The following is a 23,227-nucleotide window of genomic DNA, read 5'->3' as shown; positions in this document are numbered from 1 at the left end:
GAGAATGAAACTATCCAAACTGCTTATGAGTGCGTCGCTCGGCCTCGCACTTTCATCGACCGCGCTGTCTGCGGCTTTCGCCGATGTGAAGATCGGTTCACTCTATCCGATCAGCGGCCCTCTCGCTCTTCTCGGCGAAGAAAGCGCGCGTGGTCTTGAGCTTGCCGTTGAGGAAGTCAACGCAGCTGGTGGCATCAAGGGCGAAAAGATTGTGCTGGAGCGCGGCGATGCTGTTGATAACAACCAGGCCACTGGGGAAGCGCGCCGCCTGATTTCACTTTCGGGCGTCAAGGCTATTTTCGGTACCTATTCGTCGGCTCGCGTTATTGCCGCTTCGCAGGTCAGCGAACTTGCAGGCGTTCCTTATTTTGAACTCGGTGCCGTGGCCGATGAAGTAACGGGACGTGGCCTGCAATATCTGTTCCGCACCAATCCGACCGCTGAAAACATGGGTAAGGATTCGGTCGATATGCTGGTCAAGAGCATCGCGCCGGGTCTCGGCAAGGATGCGAAGGATCTGAAGATCGGCATCATTTACGAAGATTCGTCTTACGGCACCTCGGTTGCAGGCCATCAGGAAGCAAACTCCAAGGCTGCCGGTCTGAATGTCGTGCTGAAGTCGGGTTACCCGTCCAATACCGTCGACATGTCCTCTCTGGTTCTGGAACTGCGTGAAAAGGGCGTCGATGTTGTCATGCAGACCTCCTATCAGAACGACTCTGTTCTGTTTCTTCAGCAGGCCAATGAGACGGGCTACAAGCCGCTGGCCGTTATCGGTGGTGGTGGCGGTTATTCCATGCAGCCGACCGCCGATGCAGTCGGGCATGACGTGATCGAAGGCGTTTACGACGTCGACTTCACCCAATATGCGGTCAATACCGAGGCGACGCCGGGCCTGACCAAGTTTGTTGAGGCTTACAAGGCCAAGTATGGTTCGGAACCGCGTTCGGGCCATTCGCTCAACAACTATGTCGGTGCGAAGGCAGTCTTCCAGGCGCTCAATGCGGGCGAAGGTCTTGAACCGGACCAGATCGTCAGTGCGGCCAAGGCACTGGATATTCCCGATGGTCAGACAGCTGCTGGCTACGGCGTGAAGTTCGGCAAGAATAACCAGAACGAGCGTGCCAGCATGATGGGTATGCAGTGGCAGGACGGCAAGCTCGTCACTGTCTATCCGGAAAATGCCGCCGTCGCGAAGATGCGCTTTAACAAATGATCGTGCAAGGGCGACCACAGGTGCTGAACCTGTGATCGCCCCCGCTCGTGGAGCATGCTATGACGACCTTTCTACAAATCCTATTGAACGGCCTCATGCTTGGTGGACTGTTCGCAATTGTCGCCATCGGCCTGACGCTGATTTTCGGCATCGTCAAAGTCGTGAACTTTGCCCATGGGGAATTCCTCATGGCAGGCATGTTCGTGACATGGATGATCACAACGAGGCTGGGACTCCATCCCTATGCCGCAGTGATCATTGTTGTACCCATGATGTTTCTATTGGGTGCGCTGACCCAGAGGCTGCTGATACAGCCGCTGATGTCAGCCGAGGACGACCATGTCCAGATTTTCGCCACCGTCGGTCTCTCCACGGCAATGATCAATCTCGCGCTGCTGATTTTCGGCGCGGACATCGCCAACACACCCAATTTCGGCCTGCGTGCACCAATCGAGATCGGTTCCTTACGCATTTTGACCGGACAGGTTTACATTTTCCTGGCGGCCATAGCGCTGGTGATCGTCCTGCAACTGTTTCTCAAGAAAAGTCAGACCGGTCGCGCCATTCGCGCCGTCGCCCAGCATCGCGTCGCTGCTGAGTTGATGGGTGTCAATGTATCACGCATCTACATTCTCAGTTTCGGCCTGGGGGCAGCCTGTGTCGGCTTCGCTGCTGTGTTGATTGCGCCCCTTTATCCGACCTCATCCAACATCGGCACCTATTTCGTGCTGACGGCCTTTGTGGTTGTCGTGCTCGGCGGTCTTGGTTCAATTCCGGGTGCGTTTTTCGGCGCGCTGATTATCGGCGTTATCGATGCGATGTCGGGTTACTACATCGGTTCCGATCTGCGGGAGGCCGTCGTATTCGGCATATTCCTGCTGATCCTCATTCTCAAGCCATCCGGCCTGTTCGGCAAGCGGCTTACCCTTTCGCACCTGTCCTGAGGAAAATTCATGAGCATCAGTGAAACTCTAAGCGGGACTGGCACGAAAAAAACCAGATTGGGCTGGGGCCCAATCGCCTTCTTCGGCGTTCTGGCCCTGCTGCTGCTTCTGCCGCTGGCGATCAACAACGCCTTCGTCTCGCATATCTTCATCACGATCTGCCTGTTTGCTGCGCTGTCCACCGCGTGGAATCTCGTCGGCGGCTTCGCCGGTCAGATGTCGCTCGGCCATGCCGTCTTCTATGGTATCGGCGGCTATACGGGCGTAATCCTGTTCAATCTGGGGATCAGCCCCTGGTTCAGCATGTTTGTGGGCGCGCTGATTGCAGCGCTGGTCGGCATGCTGATTTCCTATCCGTGTTTCCGTCTCAAGGGTCCGTTCTATTCTCTGGCCTCTATCGCGTTTCTTGAAGTGTTCCGCGTGCTTTCCCTGCATTTCGGTTCGCTGACAGGCGGTGCAACAGGTCTGATGATCGAATTGCGTCTCGGCTGGACATGGATGGTGTTCCGCGAACGCTGGCCGTCACTGCTGATCGTCTTCGGCATGCTTCTGGTAACGCTGCTCGTTACCTGGGCCGTGCGCCGTTCGCGTCTGGGCTTTTACCTTGTCGCAACCCGTGAGCGTGAATCTGCCGCGCGTGCGGCAGGTGTCCGTACCGTTCGTGTGCGCCTGATTGCGGTTGCCATCTCGTCGGCCCTTTGCGCGATGCTCGGTACATTCCATGCAATGTATCTGACCTTCATCGAACCGGCGGCCATGTTCTCGCTCGCCTTCTCGATCCAGATTGCCATGTTCGCCCTTATCGGCGGTCTTGGCACTGTCGCAGGTCCGCTGCTTGGCGCAGCGCTTCTGGTGCCAATCACTGAATGGGCGCGTGCGTCGCTTGGTGCTTCTGCGCTCGGACTGCACGGCTTCGTCTATGGTCTGGTGTTGATCCTCGTCGTTCTCTTCATGCCGAATGGCATCATGGGCGCGCTCAAGCGGTTTACCCGCAAACCGACAGTGACTGACAGCAAGGATGCAGCGCCTGCGACCGAAACGGGACCCATCATTGCGCCAGCAACCGCAACTGCAGCGCCGTCTCCCGACCGGTCCGGCATCGGACAGGACATTCTGCGCGTCGAAAACCTCAACAAGCATTTCGGTGGCCTTCATGTTACCCGCAATGTCAGCTTCACATTGCGTGAAGGCGAGGTTCTTGGTCTGATCGGTCCGAATGGTGCAGGCAAAACCACGCTCTTCAATATGATTTCCGGCTTCATGAGCCCGGATGAGGGCAAGGTGAGTATGCGGGGTCCCGATGGCGAGTTCCATACGCCCAACAATCCCGCCGATTTTGCAGCGCTTGGTCTTGGCCGTACGTTCCAGATTGTCCAGCCCTTTGCGGCGATGACCGTTGAGGAAAACATCATGGTCGGCGCGTTCTATCGTCATCATGAAGAAAAAGACGCCCGCGAAGCGGCCCGCCAGACTGCTTGGCGTATGGGACTTGGCCCGTTGCTTAACGCAGAAGCGCGTGGCCTGACGATCGGTGGTTTGAAACGACTGGAAGTCGCCCGCGTCATGGCAATGGAACCGCGCGTTCTTCTGCTGGACGAAGTGATGGCTGGCATCAATCAGACCGACGTGCGTCGCGCCATTGATCTGATGTTGTCCATCCGCGACTCCGGCGTTTCGATCATCGCAATCGAACACGTGATGCAGGCTGTCATGTCGTTGTCGGATCGGGTGATCGTTCTTGCCTCGGGCGAGGTCATCGCACAGGGACGTCCGCAGGATGTCGTGCGCGATCCTCAAGTTGTGGAAGCCTATCTGGGCAAGGAGTTTGCACATGCTCACGCTTGAACATGTTGATGCCGGTTACGGCCCGACCACCATCCTGCAAGATGTCAGCCTCGATGTGAAGGAAGGTGAGATTGTAACGATTGTCGGCGCGAATGGCGCCGGCAAGACTACGACGCTGCGCACAATCGTCGGCCAGATCCAGCCCCGCGCTGGCAAGATCACTTTCATGGGCGAGGATATAACACGGCTACCGGCGCATGAGGTTGTGGATCGGGGCATCATTCTCGTGCCGGAAGGGCGTCAGCTTTTTCCTGATATGACGGTGCGCGAAAATCTCCAGATGGGAACCTATCGCAAGGCTGCCCGCGCCTCGCAGCAAAGCCGTCTGGAAGAAGTTCTGGAACTTTTTCCCCGTGTTAAGGAGCGTCTGGAGCAGACCGCGTCGTCGCTTTCCGGCGGCGAGCAGCAAATGGTGGCTATTGCGCGCGGCATGATGGCAAATCCGCGCATCTTGATGTTCGACGAACCATCGCTCGGACTGGCGCCGATTGTCGTGTCGCAGGTTTTCGATGTGGTGCGCCAGATCGCGGCGACAGGAACCACCGTGCTGATTGTCGAACAAAACGTCTTCACGACGCTGAAAGTCGCGAATCGCGGTTACGTGCTCGAAAACGGACAGGTGGTTCTGGCCGATAGCTCGGAAGCACTTCTGAATAACGATCACGTTCGTCGCGCTTATCTTGGAATCTAAAAATGCAATTCACTGAAATTACGCCCGAAACGATCCGCCGCCGTCCATCGCATGAAGGTCGCAACGTCTTGGTGACGGGAGCCGCGCGCGGCATTGGTCGCGCAATCGCCCAGGCCTTTGTCGAGCGTCATGCGACGGTCGGTATCTGCGATCTCAATCCGCAAGATGTTGCTCGCGCCTGCGATGAACTGAATGCACTCGGTTTGGGACGTGCGGTTGCGGTCGCCTGCGATGTATCGGACTATGATGCGCTCGTCGCAGCAATCGACGCGACGGGATTGGCTTTCGATACCGTGATCAACAATGCCGGTATTTCTCCCAAGCATGATGGCGTTGCGCACAAGGTCTGGCAGATGGCGCCCGACGAGTGGCGGCGGGTTGTCGATGTCAATCTGACGGGAACCTTCAACACTATTCGCGCCCTGACCCCGGCTATGGTGGAAGCCCGCCGTGGTTGGATCGTGAACACGTCGTCGGTGGCGGGGAAGACCTATTCGCCGATTGTAGCCTGCCATTATGCCGCGACGAAATCGGCTATTATTGGCTTTACCAAACATCTGGCCGCCGAACTCGGGCCATTTTCAATCCGCGTGAACGCACTTGCTCCCGGGCGCATCGCAACGCCGATGGTCGCGGGCGTGGCTCCGGAGGTCAATGCCGAACAGGTCAAGCTGACGCCGATGGCGCGTCTTGGTGAACCGGCAGAAGTGGCGGATGTCGCTCTTTGGCTCACTTCGACTGAATCCAGCTTCGTTACCGGCCAGACAATCGATGTGGCTGGTGGACTCTATATGACGTGAGGTGTCAGAAGTGATAACCGGACATACCAAACTTTACGGCATCGTCGCCAACCCCATCGCTCACGTCAAAACACCCGAAGAGATGAACAATCACTTCGAGGCGTTGGGCTATGACGGCGTTTTGGTGCCATTCCATGTCGTGCCGGAAAATCTCGGGCGTTTCATCGACAATCTGCGCGGGATCGAGAACTTTGGCGGTCTGATTGTTACAGTTCCGCATAAGACGTCCGTTCTGGCAATGTGCGATCGGGTTGTCGGCGATGCCGCGCTGATCGGCGCTGTCAATACCATCCGTCGCGAGGCCGATGGTAGTCTGGTTGGCGCGATGCTGGACGGAAAAGGGTTCGTAAACGGCCTCGAATTCAACGGTATCGATGTGGCGGGCATGGATGCCTGCCTTCTCGGTGCGGGCGGTGCTGGAGCAGCAATTGCTTTCGCACTTGCCGAAGCTGGTGTCGCGAAGCTGACCATTGTCAATCGTTCTGAAGAAAAGTCACGCGATCTGGCAGCGCGCGTGAGCCGCCGCTACCCTTCCGTCAAGGTTATGGCTGGGGCACCAGAAACTTCCAAACGCGATCTTGTCGTAAATGCTACATCCCTCGGCTTGCGTCCCGGTGACGGCTTGCCGCTCGACGATCTTTCCTTCCATGACGGTCAGATTGTGGCTGAAGTGATCATGGAACCCGAAATTACACCATTGCTGGCTGCCGCCCAAGAAAAGGGTGCACGTATCCATTTTGGTCGTCCGATGCTGCGACAGCAAATTCGCCTCATGGCGCAGCATATGGGCGTCAAGGCAGCGGCAGCTTAAAATGCCACGGAGTCAAATTTAGATGGCACAGGCTCTTCCGCAAAACGCGCTCTTCGATTTCATTATCGTAGGCGGTGGTACTGCTGGCTGCATTCTCGCCGAGGCGCTCACCCGCTCGGGCCGAAACAAGGTTCTGCTTTGCGAAGCCGGTGGCGAAGCAAGGTCACCCTGGATTCGCATCCCGGCTGGTTTCTACAAGCTTCTGGTCAATAAGCGTTACAACTGGGGTTTTTGGAGCACGGAAGAGGCAGCGACGGATTTTCGTCGCATCGCCATCCCACGCGGAAAGGGTCTCGGTGGTTCAACACTCATCAATGGCATGATTTATGTCCGCGGTCAGCCGCAGGATTATGAACACTGGCAAGAGCGGGGCGCCGCTGGTTGGGACTGGCAAGGTGTCCTACCATATTTCAAGGCCATTGAGCGCTGGCAGCTTCCAGATCCAGACGGTTTGCGCGGTCTTTCCGGACCGTTACCCGTAAATGAAGTGGTCGAAAAAAATGCCATTGGCGAGGCATTCATTGCTGCCGCGCAAGCGCAAGGCCAGAAATTCAATCCTGATTATAATGGTGCATCCCAGGAAGGTGTGGGCTGGTATCAGGTCAATCAATCGGGCGGTGAACGTTATTCGGCGGATCGTGCCTGGCTTGCGCAGGCGCGCAAACGCTCGAACCTGACCGTCCTGACCAACACCCGCGTAACGCGTATTCTCCTTGAGGGCAAGAAAGCTGTTGGCGTGGCTTTGACCGATGGTGGAGAAAGCTGCAACGTGTTGGCGAACGAAGTCATCATGACGGCAGGCGCAATCCAGACCCCCCAGCTTCTGGAGCTATCAGGCATTGGCGATCCGGATCGGCTGAAATCGATCGGCATAGAACCGGTTCACGCATTGCCGGGTGTGGGGGAAAACTACCTCGATCATTTCTGCACAAGAATGAACTGGCGTGTTTCGCAGCCCGTAACGTTGAACGAATATACACGCGGACCGCGCCTTGTGGGCGAGGTTTTGAAATATGCGCTGAAACGGCGTGGCGTGCTAACCTATGGCACGGGTTTGAACCATGCGTTTCTGCGGTCGCGCCCAGAGCTTGATCGGCCAGACGTACAGTTTTTCTTTATGCATGCAAGTTACGCCAATGCTGCCGAGCGCAAGCTCCACCATTTTCCCGGCATGACGCTGGGCGTAACGCAGTTGAGGCCCCGGTCGCGCGGTTCGATCCATGCCGTGTCGGCGGATATCAATGTGCAGCCCGCTATCGTGCCGAACTTCCTGGACCACGAAGAAGACCGCCGCGCGATGGTGGACGGTATGAAGCTCGCGCGTCGGATCATCGACCAGAAGCCAATGGACGCCTTTCGCGTGGCAGAACTCAGCCCGGGTGAAAATTGCGCACGCGACGAGGATTGGCTGGCCTTTGCACGGGCCAATGGTCAGACGATCTATCATGCGGCGGGAACCTGCAGGATGGGTGAAGATTCCGGTGCGGTGGTTGACCCTTCGCTGCGTGTCCACGGGATATCGGGACTAAGGGTAATCGACGCCTCGGTCATGCCGGAAATGGTGTCCGGCAATACGCAGGCGGCCGTTATGATGCTGGCGGCCAAAGGGGCCGATCTCGTTTTGGGCAATAAACATTAAGTCGCTGTCGGGCGCACCGCTTGCGGCGCAATTGAATTATGCAGGAGATATCGATGTATCCTAAACTGACCCTGATCGTAGGTGGCGAAGAGCGTAACGAAGGTTCCGCTGGAACGCTGCGTCTGACAGACCCTTCGGACGGACGCGAACTGACAGTTGCTCCGCGTGCGGGTCGTGCGGAGGCAGAAGAAGCTGCCAGTTCTGCCGAGCAGGGTGGTGTCCAGTGGGCTGCGCTTTCGGCACTGGAGCGGTCCAAGATCATGCGCCGGGCAGCCGACATCATGCGCGAGCGTGCAGATGAGGCCGCCCTTGTCATGTCGATGGAACAGGGTAAGCCTCTGGTCGAGGCGCGGGGCGAGTGGCTGGGTTCAGCTGATCTTCTTGACTGGTTTGCCGAAGAAGGTCGGCGTGTTTACGGTCGTATCGTGCCTTCGCGTGCGCCAAACATTCAGATTCAGGTGCTGAAGCATCCGGTCGGACCCGTGGCGGCCTTCACGCCCTGGAATTTTCCGGCATGGAATACGATGCAAAAGGTGGCCCCCGCATTGGGCGCAGGCTGTCCGGTCGTCATCAAGCCAGCGTCGGATACGCCTGGCACCGCATGGCTGATCGGCAAATGCCTGCTCGCGGCTGGATTGCCGCCCAAGGCTATTTCCGTCATCTGGGGGGCGACGTCCGAGCTTTCCGATACGCTTATTAAGGCACCTGAAATTCGGAAGGTCTCGCTGACCGGTTCAACGCGTGTGGGGCGTATCGTTGCCGCACAAGCGGGTGAACAGCTCAAGAAAGTTACAATGGAACTTGGTGGGCACGGTCCGGTCATTGTGGCGGCGGATGCTGATCTCGATCACCTGATTCCGCTCGCCGTGCAATGGAAGTTCCGCAATTGCGGACAGGTTTGCGTTTCGCCAACGCGCTTCATCGTCGATGCTTCCATCCACGATGAATTCGTACGCCGTTTCGCTGAAAAGGCGCAGGAACTGAAGGTGGGCAAGGGTGTTGAGGCAGACACGCAGATGGGGCCGCTGACGTCGGCGAGCCAGCTTGAAACGGTTGTCGATATGGTCGCTGATGCCGTTACCAAGGGAGCCAAGGTTGAGACCGGCGGTGAACGGATTGGCGAAAGCGGGAATTTCTATGCGCCAACAATCCTGTCAGGCATGAAATCCGATATGCTGGCAATGAACGAAGAGCCCTTCGGCCCGCTCGCCCTCGTCATGCGCGTGAGTTCGCTCGATGAGGCCATCGCCGAGGGCAATCGGCTCCCGGTTGGTCTGGGTGCCTATCTTTTCACCTCTAGCATGACGACGGCACACAAGGTGCAAAACAGGCTGAAGAGCGGCATGCTTGGCGTCAATCATTTCGCGCTCGCCTTGCCTGAAACACCTTTCGGTGGTGTCCGCGATTCCGGCTTCGGTTCTGAAGGTGGTCTGGAAGGTATTGAAGCCTATCTGACGACGATGACCGTCACGACGATGATGGTCTGAAATCGTAAGCCCCGAGCACGAAAAGCCCTGCCATGGGTGGGGCTTTTCAAGAGATGTTGTGCCAGATAGCAAATATGTCAGAGGTCGTTCTTACCCGACAGATACGTTGTCATGCGCTTCGCGGCATTTCTCAAATGTAGCTCTGCCGCAATTCCGGCGTCGTCTGCCAGACCTTTTTCGATTGCCTGATAGATGGCCTTGTGCTCGTCCTGCACTGCATCCAGCATGCCGGTCAGATTGGCACGCGTATTGGTGCGGGCCTGACGGATAACGTGGCGGGCCCCATATTCAAGATGCTTGCACAACGCAATAAAGTGCTGGTTATGGGTGGCCATCACGATGGCGTCATGGAAAGCATAGTCTTCTTCATCACCCAATTGATCGCTGATGATCGCATATTCCAGACCGATAAGCGCCCGCTTGATCCGTTTGAGGTCTTCGTCCGTGCGTTTGGCCGCCGCAATTCGGGTAGCCGCAACTTCGACGGTAACCAGAAGCTCCATCAGCTGCTCTAAAGACTGCGTTTCCTCAATGGCGAGTGGTTGGATCCGGAATGCTTTTTCGCTGCTTTTGTCGACGACAAAGACCCCGCTGCCTGCGCGGGCTTCGACCAGTCCATCCAGTTTCAATTGCGACAATGCTTCACGGACCACCGGCCGGCTAACAGCGTATTCCGCTGATAGCTCGCGTTCGCTTGGCAGTTTCGTGCCGACAGGAAATTCACCGTTGCCAATGCGCTTTTCGATCTGTCGAGCGAGCTCATGGGGTAAATGGCCGGATAAGCGTGGGGGCGGCGCATTGCCGGTCGTTTCTTTCATCGCACCCCTCGCACAATTCTGTTTCGTTTCTGAATCATCAGGCTTCAAGCACAGATATCAAAATGCCGTAACTGGTCTAACAAGTCAACGGCCCTCCCTGAAGCGCCCGACGGCAATGACGTGAAATAGCAAATTTCGAGGACGGTAAGTTAAAAAAATATAACGAAAACAGCATGATATTTTTTGCATCGACTGGCCTTACTTGTCTATTGACTGGTCTTACCAGTTTGAGTTACGAATCTGGAACTGAAAGATAGGGTGACAGTTCTTGTGACTGTCGGATGCCGATCGGGGAGAGATCGGGAGGATGACTATGATGACTATGACAGCGCCGCTTGAAGTCGGGCTTGCCGTCAGAGACATGACGCAGATGCGCGCTTTCTATGAAGGCGCTCTGGGGCTGAGTTTTGTTTCCGAAATATATGTCGGCAGTGCGAAGGCAGCGCGGGCTGCCTTGAGTCCGGACGGCTACACCGTGGTTCGTCTGCAGTCGCAAAAGGGTGAACGTATCAAGTTGCTTCAGCCCGACCGTCTGCCAGCGGCGGGTGACGCATCCGGTCAAGGCTCTATTCTGGAGCGTGCGGGTGCCAGCTATCTGACATTCATCGTTGACGATTTGAAGGCGCTTGTCGGTGATCTCATCAGACATGGTGCTGAACTGTTGACCGGCAGCGAGCCGGTTGAGGTGCGTCCCGGAGTATGGCTCGCTTTTCTGAGCGATCCCGAGGGGCATATCGTGGAAATCGTTCAGAATGACGATGTTTCCGTTTACCGCGCCGATCTGGCTTAAAGGACCCGACAATGATGTTTGATTTTAACAACCGGACCCTTGTACTGTCCGGCGCGAATGGCGGGATCGGTCGTTCTATTGCCGCGCTGTTTTATGCCTCGGGCGCTAATCTGGTTCTGACGGACATTGACAAGAGCGCATTGGACAGTTTTGCAGCTTCATTGGGTGGCGACGAGCGTATTGCGACCATTCAGGCGGATGCTGCAAGCGCGGAGGATGCCGAAAAGACGATAGCGCTGGCGGGCGAGCGATTTGGCGGGATCGATTTTCTTGTGCCATCTGCCGGTATCTATCAGGCCAAGCCGTTTGCTGAGATGAGCGATGTTGATTGGCACCGCACGATCTCGATCAATCTCGACGGCGTTTTCTACCTCTGCAAACGTGGGCTTCCCGCTCTGAACGAAGGCTCTTCCATTGTAACATTGGCGTCACTGGCTGCCTATCGCGGCGCATTTGTGAACGCTCATTATGGTGCCACCAAGGGCGCGATGGTTTCCATGACCCGCGCCCTGTCGCGCGAGCTTGCGCCTAAAACGCGGGTCAATGGTGTGGCGCCGGGCATCATAGAAACGCCGATGATCACCGATCTGCTCAAGACACGTATGGATGAGACCATGTCGCAGACACCGCTCAAACGTCTCGGCAAGCCATCCGAAATCGCGTCAGTTGTCGCTTTCCTCTGTTCACCGGCAGCCAGCTTCATCACTGGCGAAACCATTCAGGTGAATGGCGGAATTTATATGGCGTAAGCGCCTTGCGTAAGGGAATGGACGCAAAATGGAACTCTTGAAGGACAAGCTTGTACTCGTCACAGGGGCGGGGCGCGGTCTTGGCGCCGCAATTGCGGCGGGCATGGCGGCACAGGGTGCACGGCTTATTTTGGTGGATATCGATGGTGACGCAGCAAAGGCGCAGGCCGCACATCTGGTAGCGCAAGGTTATGCCGCCGAAGGTTACCCACTGGACGTCACCGACCGTATCGCCGTCAAAAACCTTGCGGCCGATATTCTGGAGCGACTGGGCGGCCTTGATGTGCTGGTCAACAATGCCGGTGTTGCTGGTCGTGCAGCCTTCGATGAGCCGGAAGCTACCGAAGTGTGGGATCGCGTCATCGGGGTCAATCTTGAAGGTGCGTTCAATGTTTCGCATGCCTTTGTGCCTGCGTTGAAAGTCGCGAAGGGCAATGTGGTTCACCTTTGTTCCGTGGCAGGATTCGTGGCCGGTGGGTCGACAGCCGGTTACGTCGTTTCCAAAGGCGCGATCCGCTCACTGACACAAGTCATGGCACGTGATCTCGCCCCTCCGGCATCCGCGTCAATGCGGTCGCGCCCGGTATCATGATGAGCGAGATGGCAGTCGCCCAGCTCAATCGCCCCGGCGGTGCGGATTGGTTCATGAATCGCGTTTTGTTGAAGCGCATCGGTGAAACCAACGAAGTCGTCGATCCCGTCGTTTTCCTGGCCTCCGCCATGGCGAGCTACATCACCGGCACGATCTTGCCGGTTGATGGTGGCTTTCTGGCTGCCTGATTGTCGTTACAGAGCATAGCTCCGGAGTTTTTTGATGCCCGAATATAAAGATCTTGTTCCGCACAGCTTCTGGCGGGAAGTCATCCCAACGGATGCTGATCGTGCCGTTTTCGATCTCACGCTTGGCGGGACAATGCTTTCCCAAATGCATTTGATCCGGGCCTTTGAAGAAAAAGTCCTGGAACTTGCCGGTCAGGGTCTCGTGCACGGTCCAGCGCATTCGGCGATTGGACAGGAAGGCGGTGCCGTAGGTTCTGCAGTATCGTTGAGAGCCAGCGATCAGATAAATGGCTCCCACCGCGCCCACCATCAGTTTCTTGCCAAGGCGCTTGGTTATGTCGCCCAAAGCGGCATCGATCCCAAGAGCGCGTTCAATCAGGATGTTCGCGAACTCGCACAACGCACACTCGCGGAAATTTTGGGCTTGTCGCAGGGCTTTTGTCGTGGTCGCGGCGGTTCGATGCATTTGCGTTGGGCCGAATCCGGCAATCTTGGCACCAATGCCATTGTCGGCGGTGGTGTGCCGATGGCAGCTGGCGCGGCATGGGCGCATAAGCGGGCCGGTTCCGGTGATGTCGTCTACACCTATTTCGGCGATGGAGCGACCAATATCGGTTCGGTTCTGGAAACCATGAACCTCGCCGCCGCCTGGAAACTGCCGATTTGCTTCTTTATCGAAAATAATCGCTATGCGGTCTCCACGCATGTGGACGAAGTGACCGCCGAAACGCGGCTTTCCTCGCGTGGTCTCGCATTCAATATTCCATCCTTCAAGGTTGACGGCATGGACCCTATCGCCGTCTGGCTGGCCTCGGAGCAAGCCAACGCAATCATGCGGGCAGGCGATGGTCCGACGATTATCGAAGCCGACGTCTATCGTTATTTCCACCAGAATGGTCCGCTGCCGGGAAGCGCCTTCGGCTATCGTTCCAAGGAAGAAGAAGCGGAATGGCGCGGTCGCGATCCGCTAGACGCATTGGCTGAAACGCTGCTCAAACGTCAGGCTTTGGGCGATGACGCAATCAAGGCATTGCGTGAGCGTTGCGTGTCTCTCATGAATGATGTCGCAGGCGAACTGATCGAAATGCATGAGGGCAAGCGTCGTATCATTCCTGCGCTTTGGCCTGAAGAAAGCTTCCGCGATTTCGGACTGCGTGGAGACCTGTCGGAATTCAGCGGCGTGCGCTTTGAAGAGCAGGAGCAATTCTCCGGCAAGCTGACCGACGATGCGCGTTTCATCGATGCTGTTGCCGATGTCATGACACGCCGCATGCAGACAGACGAGCGCATCGTTGTTCTGGGCGAAGACGTGCACCGTCTCAAAGGCGGAACCAACGGCGCAACGCGCGGGCTGTCGGCAGAGTTTCCAGATCGTGTGCTGGGAACGCCGATTTCCGAAAACGCCTTCACCGGCGTTGCAGGCGGTATGGCCGCCGATGGCCGGGTGCTTCCGGTGATCGAATTCATGTATCCCGACTTCATGTGGGTTGCCGCCGATCAGGTATTCAACCAGATCGGCAAGGCTCGCCATATGTTTGGTGGTGATAGCGATATGCCAGTGGTGTTGCGCACGAAAGTTGCGATGGGCACAGGATATGGCTCGCAGCACTCTATGGACCCGGCGGGCATTTTCGCGACCGCGCCCGGCTGGCGCATTGTTGCTCCCTCGACGCCATTCGACTATGTCGGCCTGATGAATTCGGCGTTGCTTTGTCGCGACCCGGTTCTGGTTCTCGAACATGTCGATCTTTACGCCTCGAAGGGCGCTGCACCGGCAGACGATCTCGATTACTTCATTCCGCTGGGTAAGGCGAAGGTGGTGCGTTCCGGTTCGAAGGTTACGGTCCTGACGTATCTGGCCATGGTAGCCAAGACGCAAGCGGTGGTCGATGCGTTGGGTATTGACGCTGAAATCATCGATCTGCGTTCACTCGACCGGGCAGGGCTTGACTGGGAGACTATCGAAGCCTCGATCCGCAAAACGGGGAATGTCCTGATTGTGGAGCAGGGCGCGTCGGGCACATCCTATGGCGGCTGGCTAGCGGATGAATTACAGCGCCGTTGCTTCGACTGGCTGGATCAACCGATAGCCCGTGTTCATGGTGCCGAGGCGTCCCCATCCATCTCGAAGGTTCTGGAAGCCGCCGCTGCGGCGCGACCGCAGGATATCGATGCAGGTCTGCGTGCGGTCATGGCAGCCCAGGGTCTGCCGATCGAAGGCTGAAGGAAGGAAACAGACAATGCCGATTGAAGTTGTATTGCCTGCCCTTTCGGCAGGAATGGAAGATGCTGTCATTGCGCGTTGGCTCAGGGCGGAAGGTGACACGGTCAGTAAGGGCGATCTGATTGCCGAAGTCGAAACTGACAAGGCGACGATGGAACTCGAAGCTGAAACTGATGGGCGTATCGGCAAGCTATTCGTCCAGAACGGCGAACGGGCAAACGTCAATCAGGTCATTGCCGTCCTGTTGACAACTGGAGAAGACCAATCCGCGATTGCTGACCCTCTTGTCACTGAACAGGTTGTCACAGTCCCGGTGGAAGTGGCAGCTCATAGTATTCGTTTGTCTTCCGACAATGCTGCAGTGGCGTCCCTCGCGCAGCTTTCGGATGGCACCCGCCATAAGGCCTCACCTCTTGCACGACGTCTGGCAATGGAGCACGGCATCTCACTCGATGGCGTTCTCGGCAGTGGCCCTAAAGGCCGCATTGTGCGCATCGACGTAGAGCGCCAGATCGCGTCCCTAACGGTTGCCCCCACACCTCAACCGGTCGCAACAGTTGCATCGTTATCACCGAAGGGTCTCCCGGCAGGTATCGGCGAATATGAAACCATTCCGCACACATCGATGCGTCGTACCATTGCACGTCGGCTGCTCGAGGCGAAAACAACAGTACCGCATTTCTATCTCAATGCTGATTGCGATATCGATACACTTCTGACGCTGCGCGGCCAGATTAACGAGAAGCGCGATAGTGCGTCACGAATTTCCGTCAATGACTTCGTTATTAAGGCTGCGGCCGTCGCCCTGCGCCGGGTGCCCGATGCCAATGTCATTTGGACGGACGACGCATTGCTGAAGCTCAAAAGTGTGGATATTGCCGTGGCTGTTGCGACGGACGGAGGCCTCATCACGCCCATCATCCGCAATGCTGACCAAATCAGCATTGGCGCGATCTCTGCGGAGATGAAATCTCTGGCAGCCCGGGCCAGAGACAACCGATTGAAACCGGAGGAGTTTCAGGGGGGCGGTTTCTCGATCTCCAATCTTGGCATGTACGGCGTCAAATCGTTCTCAGCCATCGTCAACCCACCACAAAGTGCCATTTTGGCTGTCGGCGCGGGTGAACGTCGCCCGGTTGAACGCGAGGGTCAACTTGCGTTCGCAACGATGATGAGCCTGACACTTTCCGTCGATCATCGTGCGGTGGACGGCGCCTTGGGTGCGCAATTGCTTGCAGCATTCAAGATGGCCATCGAAGATCCGATGTCGCTGCTGGTCTGATTGGGTGGCGTTTGGTTGAAGACTGCAACTACCGCGAACGGTGCTTGCAGTCTTCAACGGATATGCAATGGTTTACGCGCCTTGACTATCCGTGGCTGGAATCGTTTGGCACAACCGGTTCTGAATTGTTCCGGACTTTGCCTCGATGGAAAATGAACAATCCTGCCAAAACAATGACTGAAGCGCCAACCAGCATCATCGCATCGGGAAGATCGTTAAAGAATAACCATCCGAGCACAATTGCCCAGAGCAGCAGAGTGTATTGCAATGGCGCCAGCACGGATGCCGGAGCGAGTTTGAGCGCGCGCGTGATCAAGAGATGCGCTGTACACGAGACGACGCCCAATAGCAGCAGTGCAAGCAATTGATTGGTGTCCATAGGATTCCAGTTGCCGATGCTGAGAACCATGCCGATCACGAGACAGCCTATTGTCTGCCAGGTTACCAGTGTCGCGTCGGGCGTGGAACGAAGCACGCGACCCAGAACCAGCGTGAGTGCGAATGCTATACTACCCAACAGGCCGAAGATCGAAGGCCACGACAACATTGCTGAAGATGGGCGCAAGGCGATGACGACACCGGCGAACCCGATAAGAACCGCGAGCCAGCGACGCCAGCCGATCTTCTCACCGAGCAGGAAATGCGAAAGGGCCGCAATATAGATCGGGCCTGCCATATAAAAGGTCATAACATCGGCGAGCGGCAGATAAGCAACAGCGGCATAGAAAAGCCCGGTGTCGGCAGTTGCCAAAATGACGCGAGCCAGTTGCAGGCTTGGCTTTTCCACCTGAAAAAGCGATGTTTTTGGCCGCCGGGAAAGCATGGGGCCGAGAACGAGAAACGCGCCAACCGAGCGGATGAACAGAACCTGGCCGACGGAAAAGCTCTCTACCAGCCATTTTCCCATGGCGTCGTTCATGGCGAACATGAAGTCGCCGAGCAACATCAGAAGAATGCCGGCAAGGATTGCATTGCCGCTCACGGCAACGGCGATTTTGTTATTCATAATTTTGGACGTCCGCCCGATTTGGAAGTCTGCTTGACGGATACAGAAATTCCGTCAAAAGCACCCGCATTGCCTATAATGTCCGCAATTGCTTACGCTTCAGGCAGAATCCTTGCAAGCGCCTTTTGTTGGCTTCGATGGCGCTGATCATTCAAGTTCTCGGGGTGTTTTCGAGCCCTTTAAGATCAAAGCCCGTCTAATTTAATAGACGGGCTTATGCCAAAATACTTATTCGCCCAGCACTATGCTCGCTTGGGATGAGGGCCCTGCTGCTGGTCAGGCAAGCACGAGAATCTTGACTGGCAATAAGTACTTCGGCCATCAACCGGCAAAGGAACGACAAGCCGGAAGATCAGTTCACTCAGAGTCCGTTGAAGAATGTGCTGAGCCGGTCCATCGCCTGTTCGAGCCTTTCGTAGCTTTCAGAGCCGAAGCACACCCGCAGGTGGTTGTCACCCGATTTGCCGTAGAAGCCACCAGCTTCCACAACGACGCCGACTTGTTCAAGGATCATGTCCGCCGCCTTTTGGGAGGTAAGGCCAGTGCCACTGATGTCTGGAAAAGCGTAGATCGTGCCCTGCGGACTCTCGCAGGTCACGCCCGGCATTTGGTTGAGGCGGCTGACAACGAGGTCACGCTTGCGGCGGTCGTCGGCGACCATCTCATCAAGAATAGCAGCCGGGCCGGTCACAGCAGCCAGGGCGCCGTACTGAATGAAAGTGTTGACGTGGGTGATCTCGTTTGCCGTGAGCTTGAGGAAAGCAGGCATCATGGACGCATCGGCGACGACGTAGCCAAGCCGCCATCCATCCATCGCATAGGCTTTGGTGAAGGCGAACATCGAAATCGTGCGTTCCTTCATGCCCGGCAGTGCGGCGATAGAGATATGTTCCGCGCCATCGAACAAAATTTGCTCATAGACCTCATCGGAGACGATGACGAGATCGTGTTTGATGGCCAGGTCCGCCAGAATTTCAAGTTCGGCGCGGCTATAGACACGGCCAGTCGGGTTGGAGGGATTGACCAGCACGATCATGCGTGTCCGCGTGGTAATCAACGGTTCGATCAGCTCGCGGCTGATGCTGAAATTCGTCTTGGGATCGAGCGGCGCCAATATTACGCGAGCGCCGGTCATCTCGATCTTGTTGATATGCTGCGGATAATAGGGTTCCAGCAGGATCGCCTCGTCGCCCTCATCAAGGAGAGCCATGAAAGCGACAAATGATGCCTGGGTCAGGCCATTGACCATGAGAATTTCGTCGGCGCTCACGTCGATCTTGTTGTAGTCGGCGAGTTTTGTCTTCAGGGCTTGGCGCAGTTCCGCTTCGCCGCGCATGTCGCTGTAATGCACGTGACCGTCACGCAAGGCCTTGATCGCGGCGTCCTTAATATGCGCTGGCGTGTCGTGGAAGGGCCGACCGAGTTCGAGATGAATGAGGTCAACGCCGGAGGAAGCCAGTGCTGCGGCCTTCTGGAACATGCCGAAGCTCTTGGGAGAGGTTTGCGTAATCCGCCGCGCAAAACGTGCCATCTGATCATTCCTGTGCTGGTCTCTATAAGCCCGGATTATCGTTTCAGGGCCGTGATGCAGATTCATTACTCAACTTTGAGCGTTTGATCAAATGATATATCGGCTTGTTTTCGGTCCTGCGAAATGCAAAAATTGAGTGGAGTATTGTTCGCCAACCAAGCAAGGAGTCCGATTGTTGTCACTCGATGAAGGATTTGGTCCCGTTTCCGGCCGAGTGACCGTACAGGATGCAGTCTACCTGCAGTTGCGTGAGGCCCTGCTGATCGGACGTTTCGATCCCGGTCAGGTGCTGACCATCGCGTCTTTGTCGCAGACATTCGATACCAGCCATATGCCTGTGCGCGAGGCGTTGCGGCGGCTTGCTGCGGAGAACGCGCTGGAGGTGGCGCGCAACGGTTCGGCGCGAGTGCCGCCCGTCAGTGTCGCGCGGCTGGATGATTTGTGTCAGGCAAGGGCCACAGTGGAGGGCCTTGCAACCGAATTGGCGGCGCAGGCCATTACTGCGGATGAAATCGACGCACTTGAAGCCAATATCGTGCTGCATGAAGCTTGCGCTGGCGAGGAGCAGGTTTACGCCATGCTCGATCGCAATCGCGAATTTCACTATCTGATCTATAAAGCTTCCCATTCCGAAGTTCTTATGCAGCTGATAGACACGCTGTGGTTGCGGTATGGTCCATATATGCGAATGTTATCGGCCTATGTGCAGCCGCGCATGAAGGCGGAAGGCGACAAGGCTTATACGCGGAATCACCGCCGCATCGTCGCGGCGATGAAGTCGCGTGACGCTGGCCGCGCCCGCGAGGCCATGGTGTCCGATATACGCGATACGCAGGATCTTTTGCGTACGCTGATTGTGGAATAGTAACCACCCGCTGCTTCCGCATGTGCGTTATCTCCATTCTGCGTCTAAAAAAATTTAATTTAAATCAATGGCTTGATAGGTTTTCAGTGCTGAGCCGCATACAATTGTGCGGTCTGCCCGCTCACCGGATTGACGTCATACGAATACTGTGATCTTTTGATCAAAATATTCGAGGTCTGAAATGTCTGACTATTTCCTCTATCATTCGATCGGCACTTTCCCCGGTAAGGCGGAAAAGATGGCGGAAGCTTTGTCCGCTTTCTCAGCCGTCTGGTCGGCGGAGGATGATGGTCAATGGCCAGCCGCGCTGGCTGCACGTCAGACTTTCATTGATGCCTGGCGGAATGTGATCGATGCGCCAGCGGGTTCGCTGACGACAGCCGAGAATGTTACAACCGCGCTTTACAGCATCATCGGCGGCCTGCCAGCAGAGCGTCTGCGCGGTAAGCGGCTGCTTGTGGCCGCCGATTGTTTCCCGAGCCTGCATTTCATGCTGGCAGGCATCGCGCAGCGCTTTGGTTTTACGCTGGACACTGTGCCAATGCGTCCCGGCGAGGCATGGGTGCGTGATGAGGATTTCATCGCGCGCTGGCAGGACGATGTGGGCGTTGCACTGCTGACATTCGTTTCATCCACCACCTCGCATAAGGTGGATGTTGAAGCCCTTTGCGCCCATGGCCGAGCGATGGGAACACTCGTCGGTGTCGATATCACGCAGGGCGTCGGCGTTCTGCCGTTCTCGGTCAGGACGACCGGGGCTGATTTCGTCGTTTCCACCTCGCTGAAATGGCTGTGCGGCGCTTCAGGCGCCGGGATCATACAGGTCACACCATCGTTGTTGGCCGATTTGCGCCCAGAGCTTCGGGGTTGGTTCAGTCAGGAAAACCCCTTTTCCTGGGATCTCGACGGGTTTTCCTTTGCAGGTGATGCGCGGCGCATGGATCATGGTACGCCAGCGATTCTGGCTTCGGTCGCGTCTCTGCCAGGTATCCAATGGGCGATGGAACAGGGTGTCGACAATATCCGCGCGAACAATCTCGCTAGCGCCCATGCGATCATTGCGCGCGCACAGAATCTGGGTTGGAAACTTGTTTCCCCGGTCGACGATGCACGGCGCGGCGGCAGCGTGATGCTGACGCTGCCAGCTGATGTCGTTCCGGCAGCGGTTGTATCGGCGCTGCGCGAGCAGAAAATCTATTGCGATGCGCGCGGCAGCACGATGCGGCTATCGCCAGGTTACGTCACGTCCACCGATGCGGTCGACCACCTATTCACCGCGCTTGAACGCATTGTGCCGAAACGAAATGCCTGATGCAGATTACAGGCACGATAAATTATCGATCATAATCAGAGACACGAAGTCCAGAGAGGAACCATGTTTAAAAAAGTCGCTATTCTGACAGCTGCGGCGTTGTCGTTTATGGTTTCGTCCGCCTTTGCGGACGGCAAGATTGTTGTCGGCTCCTATGCGGCCAACCCGCCATGGGAATTCAAGAACGAGAAGGGTGTCTTCGAGGGCTTTGAAGTCGATGTCGCGACCGAAGCCGCAAAGCGGCTCGGCATGGACGTTGAATTCCAGCCTCTCGGTTTCCAGGCGCTGTTTGCCGCCACCAGTTCGGGCCGTATCGATTTCGCCATTTCGTCCATTTCGGTCACGAACGAACGCCTGAAGACGCAGTCTTTCACGCAGCCTTATTACGACAGCGACGGCACAATCGTCGGCAAGGCCGATGCACCAGTCAAGGCGCTGGAAGACCTCAAGGGCAAGGTGATCGGCGTCGTCGCTGGCACCACGGGCGAGAGCTGGGCAAAGGAAAACGCCGAGAAGCTTGGCGTTGCCGAGGTCAAGAGCTATGCGGCTCAACAGGATCTGCTGCTCGACGTGCAGACGGGTCGAATTGTCGGTGGCGCCGGTGAACTGGCCGGCTTCCAGTACGCGATCCAGAAAATGCCGGCCTTGAAGGTTCTCGTTCGTATCCCGACTGGTGAACGCTTTGCCATGATGGCCAAGAAGGATCTCGAAATCCTGCCGAAGGTCAATGATGCGATTTCCAAGATGAAGGAAGATGGCACTCTCGCCGCTATCCACAAGAAGTGGTTCGGTGTTGAACCGGATGCCGGTACTTCGACCGTCAAACCGATGCCGGTTCCATCCGCGCAGTAAACGCGAGCGGCTGCGTCGGAGTGTCTGACGCAGCCGCCTCTCAAACCATCTCAGGATTTCCGGATTGATGCCATGGGTCTGATCGAAACGTTTTTCAATTGGGACATTCTCGTCCGGTCCTTTCCAATTCTGCTGCTCGGGCTCGGGAATACCCTGCTTCTGGGCGTGACCGCCATTTTCTTCGGCAGTCTTTTCGGTCTGCTTCTTTGCTTTGTGCGCCTCTATGCGCCCAAACCGTTTCAGTATATCGCCATCGGCTATATCGATATCTTTCGGGCGTTGCCGGTTCTGGTGGTGTTGATCCTGATCTATTACGCACTGCCTTTCGTCGGCATTTCGTTTTCCTCTTTCACCTCGGCGACGCTGGCGCTTTCCATGGTGCTCGCCGCTTTTACGGCTGAAGTTTGCCGCGCGGGCATCGAGAATGTGCCTAAGGGGCAGTTCGAAGCAGCGGTCTCGCTGGGCCTGCCTTTCTGGCAAGCGATGCGCAAAATCATTCTGCCGCAGGCACTCAAGGTCATGGTGCCCCCACTGACCTCCAATTGTATCTCGACGTTCAAGGATACAGCGCTCGCCTCGGTAGTTGCCATGCCAGATCTGCTCAAGCAGGCCAACGACACGCAAGCGCTGATGGCCAATCCCACGCCTTTGATTGGCGCCGCAATCATCTATTTCGCGTTCCTCTGGCCGATGGTTCGTCTGGTAGGCTATCTCGAAAAGCGCAGCGCCACCGCAAAGACCGCCCGCTGACCTCGCCAGAACTGGTTTCCCCCGATGACCGATAGTATCTCCGTAAACACGTCCGACCGCCCGGCTATCATTATGCGTGGCATCAACAAGTGGTACGGTAATTATCACGCGCTACGCGATGTCACCCTCTCGGTTGCGAAAGGCGAGCGCATCGTGATCTGCGGGCCATCGGGCTCGGGAAAATCGACAACCATCCGCTGCATCAATCAACTGGAAAAGCATGAAAGCGGCTCGATCGTCGTCGACGGCATAGAGCTTAACGGCAAGGGTCCGCAGCTGGATGCCATCCGCCGCGAGGTCGGCATGGTGTTCCAGCATTTCAACCTATTTCCGCATCTGACGATCCTTGAGAACTGCACCATCGCCCCGATGACGGTGAAGAAGATTCAACAAAAGGAAGCCGAAGACCTCGCCCGCAAGTATCTTGAGCGCGTACGCATTGGCCATCTGGCGGATCGCTATCCTTCGCAGCTTTCGGGAGGACAACAGCAGCGCGCAGCAATTTCGCGGTCGCTTTGCATGCAGCCTAAGGTGATGCTGTTCGACGAGCCAACCTCGGCGCTCGACCCCGAAACTGTGGGCGAAGTGCTCGATACGATGATCTCGCTGGCCGAAGACGGCATGACAATGCTGGTCGTGACCCATGAAATGGGCTTTGCCCGTCGGGTTGCCGACCGGGTGATCTTCATGGATCACGGCGCGATTTGCGAGGAAGCCAAGCCGCAAGATTTCTTCACCGCGCCGAAGAGCGAGCGGGCCGCCGCCTTCCTTCGACAGATCATGCACTAGAGCGGTTTCAGTGAAAGTTGAGTCGTTGTAACCGCTCTAACCTTTT

The 23,227-nt window shown here is 56.6% G+C and carries 20 protein-coding genes and 1 pseudogene; 18 read left to right on the top strand and 3 right to left on the bottom strand.

Annotation, left to right across the window (positions count from 1 at the left end):
* Window positions 1-4: 4 nt before the first annotated feature.
* Genes QLQ11_RS19140 through QLQ11_RS19105 form a run of 8 tightly spaced genes read left to right on the top strand, consistent with a single transcriptional unit; the run spans window position 5 to window position 9,433 of the window.
* The gene (locus QLQ11_RS19140) at window positions 5-1,216 is read left to right on the top strand and encodes an ABC transporter substrate-binding protein (RefSeq protein ID WP_371836059.1); all 1,212 of its coding nucleotides are present in this window, start codon (window positions 5-7) and stop codon (window positions 1,214-1,216) included.
* Between the two features lie 59 nt (window positions 1,217-1,275).
* The gene (locus QLQ11_RS19135) at window positions 1,276-2,160 is read left to right on the top strand and encodes a branched-chain amino acid ABC transporter permease (RefSeq protein ID WP_124915353.1); all 885 of its coding nucleotides are present in this window, start codon (window positions 1,276-1,278) and stop codon (window positions 2,158-2,160) included.
* A gap of 9 nt (window positions 2,161-2,169) precedes the next feature.
* The gene (locus QLQ11_RS19130; RefSeq protein ID WP_235892040.1) at window positions 2,170-4,005 is read left to right on the top strand and encodes an ATP-binding cassette domain-containing protein; all 1,836 of its coding nucleotides are present in this window, start codon (window positions 2,170-2,172) and stop codon (window positions 4,003-4,005) included.
* Window positions 3,992-4,696 (top strand): ABC transporter ATP-binding protein, encoded by a 705-nt coding sequence (locus QLQ11_RS19125; protein ID WP_109366209.1) that lies wholly within the window; start codon window positions 3,992-3,994, stop codon window positions 4,694-4,696. The genes QLQ11_RS19130 and QLQ11_RS19125 overlap by 14 nt, the downstream gene beginning before the upstream one ends.
* A 2-nt stretch (window positions 4,697-4,698) precedes the next feature.
* Entirely contained in the window at window positions 4,699-5,496 is a 798-nt protein-coding gene (gene fabG, locus QLQ11_RS19120) for a 3-oxoacyl-ACP reductase FabG (RefSeq protein WP_283735700.1), read from the top strand.
* Between the two features lie 10 nt (window positions 5,497-5,506).
* Window positions 5,507-6,307, top strand: a complete 801-nt coding sequence (locus tag QLQ11_RS19115; protein ID WP_283735701.1) for a shikimate dehydrogenase — start codon at window positions 5,507-5,509, stop codon at window positions 6,305-6,307.
* A gap of 22 nt (window positions 6,308-6,329) precedes the next feature.
* The gene (locus tag QLQ11_RS19110) at window positions 6,330-7,946 is read left to right on the top strand and encodes a GMC family oxidoreductase (protein WP_283735702.1); all 1,617 of its coding nucleotides are present in this window, start codon (window positions 6,330-6,332) and stop codon (window positions 7,944-7,946) included.
* 53 nt (window positions 7,947-7,999) lie between these two features.
* The gene (locus tag QLQ11_RS19105) at window positions 8,000-9,433 is read left to right on the top strand and encodes an NAD-dependent succinate-semialdehyde dehydrogenase (RefSeq protein WP_283735703.1); all 1,434 of its coding nucleotides are present in this window, start codon (window positions 8,000-8,002) and stop codon (window positions 9,431-9,433) included.
* A 77-nt stretch (window positions 9,434-9,510) separates the two neighbouring features.
* On the opposite strand, the gene QLQ11_RS19100 is transcribed toward QLQ11_RS19105, so the two are convergent.
* A complete protein-coding gene (locus QLQ11_RS19100) occupies window positions 9,511-10,251 on the bottom strand; it encodes a FadR/GntR family transcriptional regulator (RefSeq protein WP_283735704.1) in 741 nt (246 codons plus the stop codon).
* 313 nt (window positions 10,252-10,564) lie between these two features.
* Between QLQ11_RS19100 and QLQ11_RS19095 the strand changes: the two genes are divergently transcribed.
* From QLQ11_RS19095 to QLQ11_RS19075, 5 genes and pseudogenes are all read left to right on the top strand, one after another.
* Window positions 10,565-11,041, top strand: a complete 477-nt coding sequence (locus QLQ11_RS19095) for a VOC family protein (protein WP_283735705.1) — start codon at window positions 10,565-10,567, stop codon at window positions 11,039-11,041.
* An 11-nt stretch (window positions 11,042-11,052) separates the two neighbouring features.
* Complete coding sequence (locus tag QLQ11_RS19090) at window positions 11,053-11,790, top strand: SDR family NAD(P)-dependent oxidoreductase (protein ID WP_283735706.1); 738 nt, start codon at window positions 11,053-11,055, stop codon at window positions 11,788-11,790.
* Between the two features lie 28 nt (window positions 11,791-11,818).
* Window positions 11,819-12,570, top strand: a pseudogene (locus QLQ11_RS19085) (SDR family NAD(P)-dependent oxidoreductase).
* Between the two features lie 34 nt (window positions 12,571-12,604).
* Window positions 12,605-14,794, top strand: coding sequence for a thiamine pyrophosphate-dependent enzyme (locus QLQ11_RS19080; protein WP_283735708.1), 2,190 nt, complete (start codon window positions 12,605-12,607; stop codon window positions 14,792-14,794).
* Window positions 14,795-14,810: 16 nt separating this feature from the next.
* Window positions 14,811-16,076 carry a pyruvate dehydrogenase complex dihydrolipoamide acetyltransferase gene (locus tag QLQ11_RS19075; protein ID WP_283735709.1) on the top strand — a complete coding sequence of 422 codons (1,266 nt, stop codon included), beginning with the start codon at window positions 14,811-14,813 and terminating at the stop codon, window positions 16,074-16,076.
* Window positions 16,077-16,161: 85 nt separating this feature from the next.
* Here the strand turns inward: QLQ11_RS19075 and QLQ11_RS19070 are convergent, their stop codons facing one another.
* Window positions 16,162-17,082, bottom strand: a complete 921-nt coding sequence (locus tag QLQ11_RS19070) for a DMT family transporter (RefSeq protein WP_121537607.1) — start codon at window positions 17,080-17,082, stop codon at window positions 16,162-16,164.
* A gap of 361 nt (window positions 17,083-17,443) precedes the next feature.
* Window positions 17,444-18,613 carry a pyridoxal phosphate-dependent aminotransferase gene (locus QLQ11_RS19065; RefSeq protein ID WP_283735710.1) on the bottom strand — a complete coding sequence of 390 codons (1,170 nt, stop codon included), beginning with the start codon at window positions 18,611-18,613 and terminating at the stop codon, window positions 17,444-17,446.
* Window positions 18,614-18,788: 175 nt separating this feature from the next.
* Between QLQ11_RS19065 and QLQ11_RS19060 the strand changes: the two genes are divergently transcribed.
* The 5 genes from QLQ11_RS19060 (at window position 18,789) to QLQ11_RS19040 (ending at window position 23,181) form a co-directional block, all read left to right on the top strand.
* Entirely contained in the window at window positions 18,789-19,478 is a 690-nt protein-coding gene (locus QLQ11_RS19060) for a GntR family transcriptional regulator (RefSeq protein WP_121537611.1), read from the top strand.
* A 181-nt stretch (window positions 19,479-19,659) separates the two neighbouring features.
* On the top strand, window positions 19,660-20,790 hold the full coding sequence (locus QLQ11_RS19055; protein WP_283735711.1) for an aminotransferase class V-fold PLP-dependent enzyme: 1,131 nt from the start codon (window positions 19,660-19,662) through the stop codon (window positions 20,788-20,790).
* Window positions 20,791-20,853: 63 nt separating this feature from the next.
* Window positions 20,854-21,642 (top strand): ABC transporter substrate-binding protein, encoded by a 789-nt coding sequence (locus QLQ11_RS19050; protein ID WP_109366194.1) that lies wholly within the window; start codon window positions 20,854-20,856, stop codon window positions 21,640-21,642.
* Between the two features lie 72 nt (window positions 21,643-21,714).
* Window positions 21,715-22,392: an amino acid ABC transporter permease gene (locus QLQ11_RS19045; RefSeq protein ID WP_109366193.1), complete on the top strand. Its 678-nt coding sequence runs from the start codon at window positions 21,715-21,717 to the stop codon at window positions 22,390-22,392.
* Between the two features lie 24 nt (window positions 22,393-22,416).
* Complete coding sequence (locus tag QLQ11_RS19040; RefSeq protein WP_109366192.1) at window positions 22,417-23,181, top strand: amino acid ABC transporter ATP-binding protein; 765 nt, start codon at window positions 22,417-22,419, stop codon at window positions 23,179-23,181.
* The last annotated feature ends 46 nt before the right edge of the window (window positions 23,182-23,227 follow it).

The organism is Ochrobactrum sp. SSR (genome assembly GCF_030067775.1).
Lineage (GTDB): Bacteria > Pseudomonadota > Alphaproteobacteria > Rhizobiales > Rhizobiaceae > Brucella > Brucella teleogrylli.
The sequence above is the reverse complement of the archived record's forward strand: the minus strand, read 5'-3'. Positions and strand labels throughout refer to the sequence as shown.

Coding starts and splice junctions, on each gene's coding strand:
- QLQ11_RS19140 (WP_371836059.1), top strand. CDS start 5: ATGAAACTATCCAAACTGCTTATGAGTGCGTCGCTCGGCCTCGCACTT.
- QLQ11_RS19135 (WP_124915353.1), top strand. CDS start 1,276: ATGACGACCTTTCTACAAATCCTATTGAACGGCCTCATGCTTGGTGGA.
- QLQ11_RS19130 (WP_235892040.1), top strand. CDS start 2,170: ATGAGCATCAGTGAAACTCTAAGCGGGACTGGCACGAAAAAAACCAGA.
- QLQ11_RS19125 (WP_109366209.1), top strand. CDS start 3,992: ATGCTCACGCTTGAACATGTTGATGCCGGTTACGGCCCGACCACCATC.
- fabG (WP_283735700.1), top strand. CDS start 4,699: ATGCAATTCACTGAAATTACGCCCGAAACGATCCGCCGCCGTCCATCG.
- QLQ11_RS19110 (WP_283735702.1), top strand. CDS start 6,330: ATGGCACAGGCTCTTCCGCAAAACGCGCTCTTCGATTTCATTATCGTA.
- QLQ11_RS19105 (WP_283735703.1), top strand. CDS start 8,000: ATGTATCCTAAACTGACCCTGATCGTAGGTGGCGAAGAGCGTAACGAA.
- QLQ11_RS19100 (WP_283735704.1), bottom strand. CDS start 10,251: ATGAAAGAAACGACCGGCAATGCGCCGCCCCCACGCTTATCCGGCCAT.
- QLQ11_RS19095 (WP_283735705.1), top strand. CDS start 10,565: ATGATGACTATGACAGCGCCGCTTGAAGTCGGGCTTGCCGTCAGAGAC.
- QLQ11_RS19090 (WP_283735706.1), top strand. CDS start 11,053: ATGATGTTTGATTTTAACAACCGGACCCTTGTACTGTCCGGCGCGAAT.
- QLQ11_RS19080 (WP_283735708.1), top strand. CDS start 12,605: ATGCCCGAATATAAAGATCTTGTTCCGCACAGCTTCTGGCGGGAAGTC.
- QLQ11_RS19075 (WP_283735709.1), top strand. CDS start 14,811: ATGCCGATTGAAGTTGTATTGCCTGCCCTTTCGGCAGGAATGGAAGAT.
- QLQ11_RS19070 (WP_121537607.1), bottom strand. CDS start 17,082: ATGAATAACAAAATCGCCGTTGCCGTGAGCGGCAATGCAATCCTTGCC.
- QLQ11_RS19065 (WP_283735710.1), bottom strand. CDS start 18,613: ATGGCACGTTTTGCGCGGCGGATTACGCAAACCTCTCCCAAGAGCTTC.
- QLQ11_RS19055 (WP_283735711.1), top strand. CDS start 19,660: ATGTCTGACTATTTCCTCTATCATTCGATCGGCACTTTCCCCGGTAAG.
- QLQ11_RS19050 (WP_109366194.1), top strand. CDS start 20,854: ATGTTTAAAAAAGTCGCTATTCTGACAGCTGCGGCGTTGTCGTTTATG.
- QLQ11_RS19045 (WP_109366193.1), top strand. CDS start 21,715: ATGGGTCTGATCGAAACGTTTTTCAATTGGGACATTCTCGTCCGGTCC.
- QLQ11_RS19040 (WP_109366192.1), top strand. CDS start 22,417: ATGACCGATAGTATCTCCGTAAACACGTCCGACCGCCCGGCTATCATT.